Raw genomic sequence first — 13,019 nt, 5'->3', positions numbered from 1 at the left:
GGCTACTTCCCGTCCCGCTCGCCGGACGGCTTGCCGGCCGCCCTGAGCTCCGCGGGAGTGGGGGCCTTGGCCGCCTCGCGCTGGGCCCGGGCCGCCATGGCGAGGTCGCCCTCGATGTACTCGGTGGTCGCCTTGACCGTGCCGTCCATCGACTTCCTGGCCCGGGCCGCCATGAACGTGATCTTGTGCTGCGTGTCGGACACGAAGTTGACGACGGCGGCCCCCACCGGACCCGACGGCGCCTCACCGCAGTAGGGCCCGCTGATCGTCCCCGCTGACAACGCGGCGTCCTCGACGCTTCTGCCGTAGCCCCTGACGTCTTTGCTCAGGTCTTTTGCGGCAAGTCCGACCAGGGACAGGATCGACTCCACCCCGCCCGGATCAATATCCCATCCCGTCATGTCGCCCCCCGGTACGGCGCTGCAAGGAGCTCCATCTCTACCAAGGGGGTCGTTGCAAGTGCAACGCATTTCTGGCCAAAGACCGGCCGACGCGGCTACCGCTCCCGCGACCCCGCCCGTGCCGAGCGGATCACGCCCGCCGCGGCGATCAGGAAGCCGACGCCCATCAGCATGCAGAGGGACCAGGCGATGGACGGCAGCGGATGGGTGCCGAGGAAGAGCGGGGCCATGGTGGCGACGGTGGAGAGGGCGCCGATGAGGAAGACGATCGCGCCGATCCGGACCAGCCGGTCGCCCGCGCCGGAAGATGAGGTACTCACCCCGTCAGGGTAGTTCCCGGACGCGGTGAAACCGTGTCCGGGTGAAGCAGGTGCCGTTTCCGGACACAGTCCGGATGACCAGGCTTGACGAGGGGTACTTCCCCTGTGGAGGCTTCAGCCAGCAGGGGAGCACGACCACAGGACGGCCTGACCTGCTGAGGGCATTCGTTCCGGCATACGGGTTGAGATGGGGTGCGTGCTTTGCCGACTGGCAAGGTCAAGTGGTTCAACAGTGAGAAGGGCTTCGGCTTCCTCTCCCGCGACGACGGCAGCGACGTCTTCGTGCACTCGTCCGTGCTCCCGGCCGGGGTCGACGCTCTCAAGCCCGGTCAGCGCGTCGAATTCGGCGTGGTCGCCGGACAGCGCGGTGACCAGGCGCTTTCCGTGACGATCCTCGATCCGACCCCGTCCGTCGCGGCCGCCCAGCGCCGCAAGCCGGACGAGCTGGCGTCGATCGTCCAGGACCTGACGACCGTCCTGGAGAACATCACGCCGATGCTGGAGCGCGGCCGCTACCCCGACAAGGCGGCGGGCACCAAGATCGCCGGTCTGCTGAGAGCGGTCGCGGACCAGCTCGACGTGTAGCCGCGACGCAGCGCGAGGTGGGCGCCCCGGGCCGGGGGCGCCCACCTCTGCGTCAGACGAACGACAGCGCGTCCGGCGCCAGTGCCGGGACCAGGCCCTCGGCCGCCGCGCGGGTCAGCAGGCCGCGGATCGCGGCGTAGCCGTCCTCGCCCAGGTCCGCGGTGAACTCGTTCACGTACAGGCCGATGTGCTGGTCCGCGACGGACGGGTCCATCTCCTGGGCGTGGGCCGTCACGTACGGGCGGGACGCCTCGGGGTCGTCCCAGGCCATGCGGACCGAGGTGCGCACGGACTCGGCGAGCAGCTTCAGCGTGTCCGTGCCCAGCGAGCGCCTGGCGATGATCGCGCCGAGCGGGATCGGCAGGCCGGTGGTGTCCTCCCAGTGCCGGCCCATGTCGGCCAGGTTGTGCAGGCCGTAGTTCTGGTACGTGAAGCGCGCCTCGTGGATGACGAGGCCGGCGTCCACCTTGCCGTCCCGGACGGCGGGCATGATCTCGTCGAAGGGCATGACGACGATCTCGCCCACCCCGCCCGGCACCACCTCGGCGGCCCAGAGCCGGAACAGGAGATAGGCGGTCGAGCGCTCGCTCGGTACGGCGACCGTCTTCCCGGTCAGGTCCGTGCCCGCCTCGCGGGTGAGGACGAGCGGGCCGCAGCCGCGGCCCAGCGCGCCGCCGCAGGGCAGCAGCGCGTACTCCTCCAGGACCCAGGGCAGCACCGCGTACGACACCTTGAGCACGTCCAGCTCGCCGCGCTCGGCCATGCCGTTGGTGAGGTCGATGTCCGCGAACGTGACGTCCAGAGCCGGTGCGCCGGGGACCCTGCCGTGCGCCCAGGCGTCGAAGACGAACGTGTCGTTCGGGCAGGGCGAGAAGGCGATGCGCAGCGCGTCAGCCTGCGGATGCGTCTCGGTCATGGCGGGTCCAGCCTTCCAGTACGGGTATGAGCTTCCCGAACGCCTCGGTCAGCGCGGTCAGCGCGTCGCCGATGCGCCAGGCGTCGCGGTCGCGCGGGCCGACGGTGTTCGACACGGCCCTGATCTCCAGGACCGGTACGCCGGCCAGGTCCGCCGCCTCCGCGACCCCGAAGCCCTCCATGGCCTCGGCGACCGCGTGCGGGTGGGCGGCCAGCAGGGCGGCGGTGCGGTCCGCCGTGCCGGTGACGGTGGAGACGGTGAGGATGTCGCCGGCCGCCGCCCCGGTCGCCTCGGCGGCGGCGCGGACGAGGGAGCGGGGCGGGAAGTGCCAGGTCCGGCCGAAGCCGAGGCCGGTCACCGGAACGAAGCCGTCCGGCGTCTCGGCGCCCAGGTCCGCCGCGCCGATGCGGCGGGACACGGCCAGCGAGCCGACCGGTGCCGCCGGGGCGAAGCCGCCGCCGATACCCGCCGATACGACCAGGTCGTAGGGGTGCGCCGCCAGGGCGAACGCCGTCGACGCCGCCGACGCGGCCGGGCCCACGCCGGCCGCGAGCACGTCCAGCGGGCCGGCGCGGTGGATCTCCGCGCCGTGCACTCGGTGCACCTCGGGCTCGTCCCCGTACGCACGGGTGACCGCGTCCCGTTCCACCGGGACCGCGGTCACGACGAGTACGGCCACGTCAGTCGGTCTTCTCCAGCTTGAAGTGCCAGATGCCGATGACCTTCGCGCCCTTGGTCTCCACGATGCTGACCTGGGAGTTCTTCGGCGCGGCCCCCTCGGTCTGGGTGGAGAAGAAGGCGCTGCCGTTGATGGACCGGTAGGTCTTCTTGGAGGGCTCCGGCTCGCCGCGCTGACCGTCGAGGAAGAGGGTCCAGCCGTTGTCCGCGATCTCCGGGTCGACGCCGAAGTGCACCGTGTCGGTCATCGAGACCTTGATGCTCTTCTCCGCCTCCTTGTTGAGGCACTTCTGGGCCTCGGAGTTCTTGAGCGCCTTGCCGTCGTTGTAGCAGGCGGCCTCGGAGCTCACCGAGTTGTCGCCGACCGTCACGGTGGCGAGCGGCGTCGGCTTGTCGCAGGCGGAGAGGACGAGAAGTCCCGCGGACACGGCACCAAGAGCGACGCCGATTCGACGGCCCTTACCGGAGAAGAACGCAACGGTCATGGGCCGAAGGCTATCGGTCGCTCCCGCTCACGCCACGCGGGGGTGCGGCGAGCCGCGCCGCGCGGCGCCCAGCAGCCCCCGTACGGAGGCGGAAGCACCGAGCGCCAGCAGCCCGGCGGCGACGGCCATGCCCAGTACGCCGTTGAGGGGGAGGGCGATGCCGATCGCGCCGCCCACCACCCAGGCCATCTGGAGCAGCGTCTCGGAGCGGGCGAACGCGGAGGTCCGCACCTCCTCCGGCACGTCCCGCTGGATCATCGCGTCCAGCGACAGCTTCGACAGCGCCTGCGTGAGGCCCGCCGTCGCGGCGAGCGCGGCGACCATGACCGTCGAGAAGAAGACGGCCGCCAGGACCGCCACGCCCAGCGCCAGGCCCAGCACCGAGGCGACGATGATCTCCGGGCCGCGCGCCCGCAGCCAGGAGCCGACCGCCGTGCCCAGCGCGTTGCCCACGCCCGCCGCCACGCCGACGATGCCCAGCGAGATCGCGGCGCTCTGTCCGGCGAGCGGGTGCTCGCGCAGCAGGAACGCCAGGAAGAAGATCAGGAACCCGGAGAGCGCGCGGTGCGCCGCGTTGGCCTGGAGGCCGTGCAGCACGGACGGGCCGACCGACCGCAGCCCGGGGCGCCGCTCGCGGCCCTTGGCCCCGTTCCTGGCTCCGGTCTTCGGGGCGGGCGGTCGTGGCGCGTTCTCGCCGTGCGGCGGTACGAGCCGCGCCCGGCGTTCGCCCTTCGCCGAGTCCACCTTGGGCGGCAGCGTGAACGCCAGGATGCCGCCGCCGACGAAGATCGCGCACGCGCCGTACAGCGGCCACTGCGGGCCGATCGTCTGCAGCCCGGCCCCGACGGGCGCGGCGGCCCCGGTGGCCAGCAGCCCGGCGAGGGTCACCCGTGAGTTGGCCTTCACCAGCGAGAAGTTCGGTGGCAGCAGACGCGGTACGACGGCGCTGCGCACCACCCCGTACGCCTTCGAGCAGACCAGTACGCCGAGCGCCGCCGGGTACAGCTCCAGGTCGCCGGTGGCGACCGCGCCGGACATGGTCAGCGCCAGCACCGCCCGCGCCAGCATCGATCCGGCCATCGCGGCCCGGCGGCCGTGCGGCAGGTGGTCCAGGAGCGGGCCGATGACGGGGGCCAGCAGGATGAACGGTGCCATCGTCACCGCGAGGTAGAGCGCGACCCGGCCGCGCGCCTGGTCGGTCGGTACGGAGAAGAACACGGTGGACGCGAGCGCGACGGTGATCATCACGTCGCCCGCGCCGTTCACCGCGTGCAGTTCGATCAGCTTGCCGAGGCCGCTCTCGCCGGCGCCGTGCGCGTGGGTCGCCTTGCGGATGCCGCGGGCGGTGCCGGTGAAGGGGACGCGCAGGGCACGACCGATCGACCGTCCCGCACTGCGGAGCGGGCCGGGACCGTCGTGCGACCTGGCTGAAGCCACTTGGTCATAGTGCCCCAGGACCGGGTGATGCGAACCGGCATCCTGGCCGGGCGGGGTCGGTACCGCTCCGTCGGGTCAGTGCCGGAGGCGCGGAACGGGTCGTGAGCGGGGGGTTCCGGCGGGCCTTGCGCGGGGTCGGCGCGAGGACGGATGCGGCGCCGTTTCGGACGGCAGGTGGGCGGGGAGCGGCGGAGAGGGTAGCGTGCGTAGCGCGCCACCGGCGGTTGTTCTCGGCCGCGCGCCTCTCGGCGATCCCGCAGAATGGATTGCGGAAGGCGTGCCCGAGCTTGGCTCAACGGGTGTGGACGTCGACGCGGCCCTCAGGTCCGCTCCGTCCGCGACCGTATGGCCGAAATCGATGGTCGATGTGCTGGCGCGCTCGTGAGACTGGCGTAGGAGAGAAGCGAGACCTGTGAGTGCTGCGACGACGCGAGGCCGTACGGCCCGTACCGCCCGTACCCCCGCTCCCGACCGTCTGTGCGCCGAGGCGGTAGACCTCGCCCGCGCGGCGGCGGAGGAGGCGGCCGCGCCCGGGGTCGTGGGTGAGCATGTGGCGGTGGTCTCCGAGGGGGACCGGGTCGTCACGCACTACTTCGAGTGCAAGGACCCCGGCTACCGGGGCTGGCGCTGGGCCGTGACGGTCGCCCGGGCCTCCCGCGCGAAGAACGTCACGCTGGACGAGACCGTGCTGCTGCCGGGCTCGGACGCGCTGCTCGCGCCGGAGTGGGTGCCGTGGAGCGAGCGGCTGCGGCCGGGGGACATGGGCCCCGGGGACCTGCTGCCGACCGAGGCGGACGACCTGCGGCTGGAGCCCGGGTACACCGGCGCGGAGGAGCCGCCGCCGAACGCCCCGGCCACCGACGGGCTGGCCGACCTGGTCGACGTCGAGGACGCGGAGCTGACGACACGCCCGGAGCCGTCCGCCGCGACGGCGCGCGGGTCGATCGCGGCGGTGGCGCAAGAGCTGGGCATGCGGCGGGCGCGGGTGCTGTCGCGTTACGGGCTGCACTCGGCGGCGGACCGCTGGGAAGAGGAGTTCGGCCCGAAGACCCCGATGGCACAGGCCGCACCGGCGTCGTGCGTGTCCTGCGCGTTCCTGGTTCCCCTGACGGGCTCGCTGCGGCAGGCGTTCGGGGTGTGCGCGAACGAGTTCGGTCCGGCGGACGGGCATGTGGTGTCGCTGTCGTACGGGTGCGGGGGGCACTCGGAGGCGGCGGTCATGCCGAAGCCGCCTGCGGCGGCGGCTCATGCGTTGGACACGGTGCGGGTGGACGAGTATCCGTTGCACGGTGAGGCGTCCGCCTCCGGGGGCCCGGAAGACCAGGACCACGCGTAGCCCCGGGGCCCGGCGAACCGGTTCCGTCCTCAATCGCCGGACGGGCTCGAGACGGCCGGTGCCGTCCTTCAGGGGCGGTGAGTCGGAGGGCCCGGGCAGTACCCGGTAGCTTCGCGGGGTACGCGTTACCGGCACCGGCAGAGGGAGTACCCCATGGGCACCATCGCGACGGAGGGCGATCCGTTCGGCACCGCGCGGTTGCGGCGCGGCGTGCTGGCCGCCTGGGGTGCCGGGCCCGCCCGGTTCCGGGAGGACGCCAACGCCGAGGAGGACCTCGCGCTCGGCGGCTACCGCGACCGCCTCGTGGTCGAGCTGGCCCAGAACGCCGCCGACGCCGCCGCCCGCGCCGGGACACCGGGCCGCCTGCGCCTCACCCTGCACCCGGGGACGGACGGCACCCCCGCCGTCCTCGCCGCCGCGAACACCGGCGCCCCCCTGGACGCCACCGGCGTCGAGTCGCTGTCCACGCTGCGCGCGTCCGCGAAGCGCGAGGGGCACGAGGGCGCCGTGGGCCGCTTCGGCGTCGGGTTCGCCGCCGTGCTCGCGGTGAGCGACGAGCCGGCGATCACGGGCCGGCACGGCGGCGTCCGCTGGTCCCTCGCGGAGGCCCGCGAACTGGCCCGGGAGGCCGCCGTCGGCAGCCCCGGCCTGGGCGACGAGCTGCGCCGCCGCGACGGCCACGTACCGCTGCTGCGCCTCCCGCTGCCCGCCGAGGGCACCGCACCCGACGGCTACGACACCGTCGTCGTGCTGCCGCTGCGCGACGGCGTCGCCGAGGACCTGGTCGAACGGCTGCTGGCCGCCGTTGACGACGCCCTGCTCCTCACGCTGGCCGGCCTGGAAGAGGTCGTCGTGGAGACCCCGGAGGGCGTACGCACGCTCCGCCGCTCCCAGCACGGCCCGTACACCCACGTCGAGGACTCCGCGCACGGGACGAACCGCTGGCGCACCGCCGTCCACCACGGCCCCATCGAGCCCGCCCTGCTCGCCGACCGCCCGCTGGAGGAACGTCTCCGCCCGCACTGGTCGGTGACCTGGGCCGTCCCGGTGGACGCGGACGGCGCCCCGGTCCACCCCCGTACCGCACCGGTGGTGCACGCGCCCACGCCCACCGACGAACCGCTCGGCCTGCCCGCGCTGCTCATCGCGTCGCTGCCGCTGGACACCACCCGCAGGCACCCCGCCCCCGGACCGCTCACCGACTTCCTGGTGCAGCGCGCCGCCGACGCGTACGCGGAGCTGCTCGGCGACTGGGAGCCGGTGTCCGTCGCGACGATCGGCCTGGTCCCGGGCCCGCTCGGGCAGGGCGCGCTGGACGGGGCGCTGCGCGCGGCGGTCCTGGAGCGGCTGCCGCGCGTGGCGTTCCTGGAGCCCGCCGCCCCGCGCGAACCGGAGCGCTGGGAGGACTGGGACGGGGACCTCCGGAAGGACAAGGACACCGCTGGGCTGCGCCCCGTCGAGGCCGAGGTGGTGGAGGGGGCCGGTGCGGCGACGGTCGCCGTGCTGGCGGAGGTGCTGCCGTGCCTGCTGCCCGCGGGCCTCGAACGGCGCGTCGAGCTGCGCACGCTGGGCGTCGCCCGCGTCCCGCTGACCGAGGCGATCGACCGCCTGGCGGGCCTGGAGCGCGAACCGGCCTGGTGGCGGCGGCTCTACGACAGCCTGGCCGGGGTGGACCCGGACCGCCTGACGGGGCTCCCGGTGCCCCTGGCGGGCGGCGATCCCGGGGCGCCCGCGCTTCCCCGCACGACCATCGGCCCCCGCCAGGTCCTCCTCCCGCTCCCCGACGCCCTGTCCGGCCCCGTCCTCGAACGGCTCGGGCTCAAGGTCGCGCACCCGGACGCCGCGCACCCGCTCCTGGAGAAGCTGGGCGCCCTGCCCGCCACCCCGCGCGCCGTGCTGACGACCCCGCAGGTGCGGGCCGCCGTCGCCGGGTCGCTGGACGCGGGCGAGGTCTGGGACGAGGACGCGCTCGACGGCGACGAGCTGGCCGAGACCGTGCTCGCCCTGGTCCGCGACGCCGCCCTGGAACCGGGCGAGGAGCCCTGGCTCGGCGCGCTCGCGCTGCCCGACGAGGACGGCGAACTCGCCCCGGCCGGGGAGCTGGTGCTGCCGGACAGCCCGTTCGCCGGGGTCATGCGCGAGGGCGAACTCGCGCTGTGCGACGCGGAGCTGGCCGAGCGCTGGGGCGAACAGCCGCTGACCGCCTGCGGCGTGCTCGCCACCTTCGCGCTCGTACGGGCCACCGACGTCGTGCTGGACCCGGACGAACTGGAGCCGCGCGACAGCGACTTCGCGGAGCCGGACGACGCCGGGCTGCTCGACGCGGTGGACGTGTGGTGCGAGGACATCCTCGACCAGTTGCCGGACAGTCCGGTGCCGCCGGTCGCCACCGAGCTGGTCGCCGTGCGGGACCTGGACCTGGTGGACGACGACGCCTGGCCGCAGGCCCTCGCGATGCTCGCCCGGCCGCCGCTGCGGGACGCGCTCACCCAGCCGGTCCGGGTGCTGCTCCCGGACGGCACCACGGAGTCCGTCCGCCCGTACACCGCGTGGTGGCTGCGCGGCCACCCGGTGCTGGACGGCCGCCGCCCGGCGGGCCTGCGCACCCACGGCGGGGACCCCCTGCTCGCGGGGCTGTACGACTCCGCCGACGCGACCGGCTTCGAGGACGCCGAGGTGCTGCGCGCCCTGGGCGTACGGACCTCGGTCGCCGCGCTCCTGGACGAGCCGGGCGGGGCCGCCGAGCTCCTGGGCCGCCTCGCCGACGGGGACCGCCCGGTCACCGCCGTACAACTGCACGCGCTGTACACCGCGTTGTCCGCGCTCGACCCGGAACAGGTCACGCTGCCGGACGAGCTGCGGGCGGTCGTGGACGGCGAGGTGCGGGTGGTGGACGCGGCGGACGCGGTGATCGCGGACGCGCCGGACCTGCTGCCGCTCACCGGGGGGCTGCCGCTGCTGCCCGTCGCCCCGGCGCACGCGGCGGAGCTGGCCGAGCTGTTCCAGGTGCGGCGGCTCGGCGAGAGCGTCGAGGCCGAGGTCACGAGCGACGGCGAGGAGCACGAGGTGCCCGAGTCCGTCCGCGTCCTGCTGGGGCCCGCCACCCCGGCCACGTACCTCGAGCACGTCGAACTCCGCGCGGGCGGCGTGGAACTCGACTGGCGGCGCACCCCGGACGGGGTGGTGCACGCCTCGACCCTGGAGGGCGTCGCGGCGGGCCTGGCCTGGGCCGCCGGCCAGTGGCCGCGCCGCTTCGAGGTGGCGGCGCTGCTCGAAGACCCGTCCCGTACGCGGGAGCTGGCCCGGGACCGCTGGTTCGACTGAGCGGCCCGGAAGGGCGCCTTCACAAAAAAGTCTCAGGACGCGCACAACCGTTCACAGGTGGGGACCGTCTCGTCTGTCGAGCCACCAGGCTCCACAGACGACCGGGCCCGCGCGATCGACCATCGTGCCGGGCCCCTTCTCCACCTTGGGGAACGAACATGCGCATACGTGCCACCGTGGCCGCTGTCAGCGGCGCCCTGGCCCTTTCCGCTCTCGCCCTTCCGTCGGCCGCCCAGGCCGACGGCGCGCACGGTTCGACCGGCAGCACCGCCGAGCTGGCGCGCGCGGCGCAGTCCGCCGCCGCGCCCTCCGGCGCCAAGACCGGCGCCCGCTCCGCCGCGGCCGCGGCCGAGCCGGGCCCGCTCGACCTCACCTTCTCCAAGTTCACGATCAACGGCGGCAAGCCGCTGGTGGTGGGGACCACGTACACCAAGCGGGTCCCGACCAGCTTCACCGTCACGCACGCCGCCGACGTGGACATCTTCGCCGAGGACTTCATGCTGGAGGTCGGGCTCTACCGCGGCTCGTTCGACAACCCGGCCAACGAGTTCTACGGCGACGACACCCCCGTCTGCAAGAAGGTGTCCGCCACGGTCGCCACCTGCAAGGGGAACATCGCGGTCTACCCCGAGTTCGATCTGTTCGGCAACGCCGACGCCACGAAGTGGAAGGCCGTGGGCTACGCGGTCGCGCTCAATGGCCAGGACCCGGACACGGTCGACCCGGACGAGATCGGCTTCGTCGTCCAGGACAACCTGGGCACCACCCTCGTGCAGCGCGCGTCGAAGCAGACGGTCAACGCCTCCCCGGAGCCGGTCAAGAAGGGCAAGACCATCACCGTCACCGGCTGGCTGTCCCGGGCCAACTGGGACGACTTCAAGTACCACGGCTACACCAACCAGCCGGTGAAGCTGCAGTTCCGCAAGAAGGGCAGCAGCACCTACACCACGGTGAAGACCGTCAGGACGAACAACAAGGGCGACGCGAAGACGACCGTGAAGGCCACGGTCGACGGCTACTGGCGCTACAGCTTCGCGGGAACGTCCACCACCCCGGCGGCCACCGCCACGGGTGACTACGTCGACGTGAAGTAGCCCGTCCCGGGCCGCCGCCTCATCCCCCGAAGCGGCGGCCCACCAGCCGCCAGACGTACTCCAGCGCCACCGACGCCACCACCGCGATGCCCACCGCCGTCCACGGCATCTGCGTGCCCACCAGCTTCAGGGCGAAGAAGTCCTGGAGCCACGGCACCGCGAGCACCACCAGGAAGGCCAGGCCCATCGCGGCCACCAGGCAGATCCGCCACCAGGTGTACGGGCGGGCGATGATCGCCAGGACCCACATCGAGACCAGGAAGAGCGTGAGCGTCGCCGCGCTCGTCTCCGCGTCGAGCGCGCCCGTGCCGGAGTAGTGGTGGCGGGCGATCAGGTACATCACGAAGGTCGCGGCGGCGCAGATGACGCCCGAGGGGATCGCGTACCGCATCACGCGGCGCACGAAGTTCGGGTGCGCGCGCTCCTTGTTCGGGGCGAGCGCCAGGAAGAACGCCGGGACGCCGATCGTCAGCGTGGACAGCAGGGTCAGATGGCGGGGCAGGAACGGGTACTCGACCTGGAAGCAGACCACCAGGACCGCCAGCAGCACCGAATACACGGTCTTCGTCAGGAACAGGGTCGCGACCCGGGTGATGTTGCCGATCACGCGGCGGCCCTCGGCGACCACCGACGGCAGGGTCGCGAAGCTGTTGTTCAGCAGCACGATCTGGGCGACCGCGCGCGTCGCCTCGGAGCCCGAGCCCATGGAGACGCCGATGTCGGCGTCCTTCAGCGCGAGCACGTCGTTGACGCCGTCGCCGGTCATCGCGACCGTGTGCCCGCGCGACTGGAGCGCGGCGACCATCTCCCGCTTCTGCTGCGGGGTGACCCGGCCGAACACCGCGTTCTGCTCCATCGCGGTGGCCATCTCGTCCCGGTCCGCGGGGAGCCGGCGCGCGTCCTGGGGGTGCTCCGCGCCCTCCATCCCGAGCTTCGCGGCCACCGCGCCGACCGAGACCGCGTTGTCCCCGGAGATCACCTTCGTCGCGACCCGCTGCTCGCCGAAGTACGCGAGGGTGCGCCCCGCGTCGGGCCGCAGCCGCTGTTCCAGCACGACGAGCGCGGCCGGCTCCGCCCCCTCGGCCGCGTCCGGCGCGTCCAGCCCGCCGCGCGCCCGGGCCAGGAGCAGCACCCGGAGGCCCTGCTCGTTGAGCTGCCCGACCTCCGTGAGCGCCGGGTCGTCCTCGGACAGCAGCACGTCGGGCGCGCCGAGCAGCCAGGCGGAGGACGTCCCGTCGTCCTCGGTGAACGCGGCGCCGCTGTACTTGCGGGCGGAGGAGAACGGCAGCGTGCCGGTGGTGGTCCAGGCGCCGTCCGCCGGGGCCGGGAAGGCGTCGATGATGGCCTGGAGGCTGGCGTTGGGACGGGGCTCGGACGCGCCGAAGGCCCCGAGGACGCGGCGCAGACGCGGTTCGCCGGCGCCGCCCAGCGCGCGCAGCTCCGTGACGTCCATGCCGCCCTCGGTGAGCGTGCCGGTCTTGTCCAGGCAGACGACGTCGACCCGGGCCAGGCCCTCGATGGCGGGCAGCTCCTGCACCAGGCACTGCTTGCGGCCGAGGCGTACGACCCCGATCGCGAAGGCCACCGAGGTCAGCAGGACCAGGCCCTCCGGGATCATCGGCACGATCCCGCCGACGGTGCGGGCCACGGAGTCCTTGAAGTTGTGCTCCTTGACCACCAGCTGGCTGATCACCAGGGCGGTCGCGGTCGGCACCATCATCCAGGTGATGTACTTCAGGATGGTCGAGATGCCGCTGCGCAGCTCGGACCGGACGAGCGTGAAGCGGGACGCCTCCTCGGCGAGCTGAGCCGCGTACGCCTCGCGCCCGACCTTCGTCGCGGTGAACGCGCCGCCCCCGGCGACGACGAAGCTGCCGGACATCACCGTGTCGCCGGTCTTCTTGATGACCGGGTCGGCCTCGCCGGTGAGCAGGGACTCGTCCACCTCCAGGCCGTCCGCCTCGGCGACCGTGCCGTCCACGACGACCTTGTCCCCGGGTCCCAGCTCGACCAGGTCGCCGAGGACGATCTCGGAGGTGTGGATCTCGGCGGCCTCGCCGTCGCGCCGGACCACGGGTCTCGACTCACCGACGACCGCGAGGCTGTCCAGCGTCTTCTTGGCCCGCCACTCCTGCACGATGCCGATGCCGGTGTTGGCGATGATCACGAAGCCGAACAGGCTGTCCTGGATCGGCGCGACGGCCAGCATGATCACCCAGAGCACGCCGATGATCAGGTTGAACCGGGTGAAGACGTTGGCCCGGACGATCTCGGTCAGCGACCGCGAGGACCGCACCGGTACGTCGTTGACCTCGCCCCGCGATATCCGCTCGGCGACCTCGGCCGCCGTCAGCCCGCGTCCGGGAGCGCCGCGCCGCTCCCCGGAAAGTTCGGATGCCCGCTGCGTCATGGTTCGACGGTACGGGCGGAACGACCGGGCCAC

At 73.3% G+C, this 13,019-nt stretch carries 11 protein-coding genes; 4 read left to right on the top strand and 7 right to left on the bottom strand.

Translation table 11 applies throughout. The features are described from left to right. Positions 1–2: 2 nt before the first annotated feature. Both AB0L33_RS08960 and AB0L33_RS08955 read right to left on the bottom strand, forming a co-directional pair. Positions 3–401: a DUF6507 family protein gene (locus AB0L33_RS08960; RefSeq protein ID WP_365679103.1), complete on the bottom strand. Its 399-nt coding sequence runs from the start codon at positions 399–401 to the stop codon at positions 3–5. 95 nt (positions 402–496) lie between these two features. Next, the gene (locus AB0L33_RS08955; RefSeq protein ID WP_365679101.1) at positions 497–721 is read right to left on the bottom strand and encodes a hypothetical protein; all 225 of its coding nucleotides are present in this window, start codon (positions 719–721) and stop codon (positions 497–499) included. Positions 722–922: 201 nt separating this feature from the next. On the opposite strand from AB0L33_RS08955, the gene AB0L33_RS08950 reads away from it, so the two are divergent. Then, positions 923–1,306, top strand: a complete 384-nt coding sequence (locus AB0L33_RS08950; RefSeq protein WP_365679099.1) for a cold-shock protein — start codon at positions 923–925, stop codon at positions 1,304–1,306. A gap of 52 nt (positions 1,307–1,358) precedes the next feature. On the opposite strand, the gene AB0L33_RS08945 is transcribed toward AB0L33_RS08950, so the two are convergent. Genes AB0L33_RS08945 through AB0L33_RS08930 form a run of 4 tightly spaced genes read right to left on the bottom strand, consistent with a single transcriptional unit; the run spans position 1,359 to position 4,822 of the window. Further along, the gene (locus tag AB0L33_RS08945) at positions 1,359–2,222 is read right to left on the bottom strand and encodes a 1,4-dihydroxy-6-naphthoate synthase (protein WP_365679097.1); all 864 of its coding nucleotides are present in this window, start codon (positions 2,220–2,222) and stop codon (positions 1,359–1,361) included. Beyond that, a complete protein-coding gene (locus AB0L33_RS08940; protein WP_365679095.1) occupies positions 2,197–2,901 on the bottom strand; it encodes a futalosine hydrolase in 705 nt (234 codons plus the stop codon). Before AB0L33_RS08940 ends, AB0L33_RS08945 begins: the two co-directional genes overlap by 26 nt. A 1-nt stretch (position 2,902) precedes the next feature. Continuing rightward, positions 2,903–3,385, bottom strand: a complete 483-nt coding sequence (locus AB0L33_RS08935) for a DUF2771 domain-containing protein (protein WP_365679093.1) — start codon at positions 3,383–3,385, stop codon at positions 2,903–2,905. Positions 3,386–3,412: 27 nt separating this feature from the next. Next, positions 3,413–4,822, bottom strand: a complete 1,410-nt coding sequence (locus AB0L33_RS08930; protein ID WP_365679091.1) for an MFS transporter — start codon at positions 4,820–4,822, stop codon at positions 3,413–3,415. A gap of 412 nt (positions 4,823–5,234) precedes the next feature. Between AB0L33_RS08930 and AB0L33_RS08925 the strand changes: the two genes are divergently transcribed. The 3 genes from AB0L33_RS08925 to AB0L33_RS08915 all read left to right on the top strand — a co-directional run bounded on the left by AB0L33_RS08925 (position 5,235) and on the right by AB0L33_RS08915 (position 10,576). Continuing rightward, positions 5,235–6,158 (top strand): DUF3027 domain-containing protein, encoded by a 924-nt coding sequence (locus tag AB0L33_RS08925; RefSeq protein WP_365679090.1) that lies wholly within the window; start codon positions 5,235–5,237, stop codon positions 6,156–6,158. Between the two features lie 153 nt (positions 6,159–6,311). After that, the gene (locus tag AB0L33_RS08920; protein WP_365679088.1) at positions 6,312–9,482 is read left to right on the top strand and encodes a molecular chaperone Hsp90; all 3,171 of its coding nucleotides are present in this window, start codon (positions 6,312–6,314) and stop codon (positions 9,480–9,482) included. A 158-nt stretch (positions 9,483–9,640) separates the two neighbouring features. Continuing rightward, positions 9,641–10,576, top strand: a complete 936-nt coding sequence (locus tag AB0L33_RS08915; RefSeq protein WP_365679086.1) for a hypothetical protein — start codon at positions 9,641–9,643, stop codon at positions 10,574–10,576. 19 nt (positions 10,577–10,595) lie between these two features. Here AB0L33_RS08915 and AB0L33_RS08910 read toward each other — a convergent pair whose 3' ends face one another. After that, complete coding sequence (locus AB0L33_RS08910; protein WP_365679084.1) at positions 10,596–12,986, bottom strand: HAD-IC family P-type ATPase; 2,391 nt, start codon at positions 12,984–12,986, stop codon at positions 10,596–10,598. Positions 12,987–13,019 lie beyond the last annotated feature (33 nt).

The sequence above is a fragment of the Streptomyces sp. NPDC052299 genome (genome assembly GCF_040679335.1).
Lineage (GTDB): Bacteria > Actinomycetota > Actinomycetes > Streptomycetales > Streptomycetaceae > Streptomyces.
The sequence above is the reverse complement of the archived record's forward strand: the minus strand, read 5'-3'. Positions and strand labels throughout refer to the sequence as shown.

Excerpts from the sequence above, each read along its gene's own strand:
- AB0L33_RS08960 (WP_365679103.1), bottom strand. The coding sequence starts at position 401 with ATGACGGGATGGGATATTGATCCGGGCGGGGTGGAGTCGATCCTGTCC.
- AB0L33_RS08945 (WP_365679097.1), bottom strand. The coding sequence starts at position 2,222 with ATGACCGAGACGCATCCGCAGGCTGACGCGCTGCGCATCGCCTTCTCG.
- AB0L33_RS08935 (WP_365679093.1), bottom strand. The coding sequence starts at position 3,385 with ATGACCGTTGCGTTCTTCTCCGGTAAGGGCCGTCGAATCGGCGTCGCT.
- AB0L33_RS08920 (WP_365679088.1), top strand. The coding sequence starts at position 6,312 with ATGGGCACCATCGCGACGGAGGGCGATCCGTTCGGCACCGCGCGGTTG.
- AB0L33_RS08915 (WP_365679086.1), top strand. The coding sequence starts at position 9,641 with ATGCGCATACGTGCCACCGTGGCCGCTGTCAGCGGCGCCCTGGCCCTT.
- AB0L33_RS08910 (WP_365679084.1), bottom strand. The coding sequence starts at position 12,986 with ATGACGCAGCGGGCATCCGAACTTTCCGGGGAGCGGCGCGGCGCTCCC.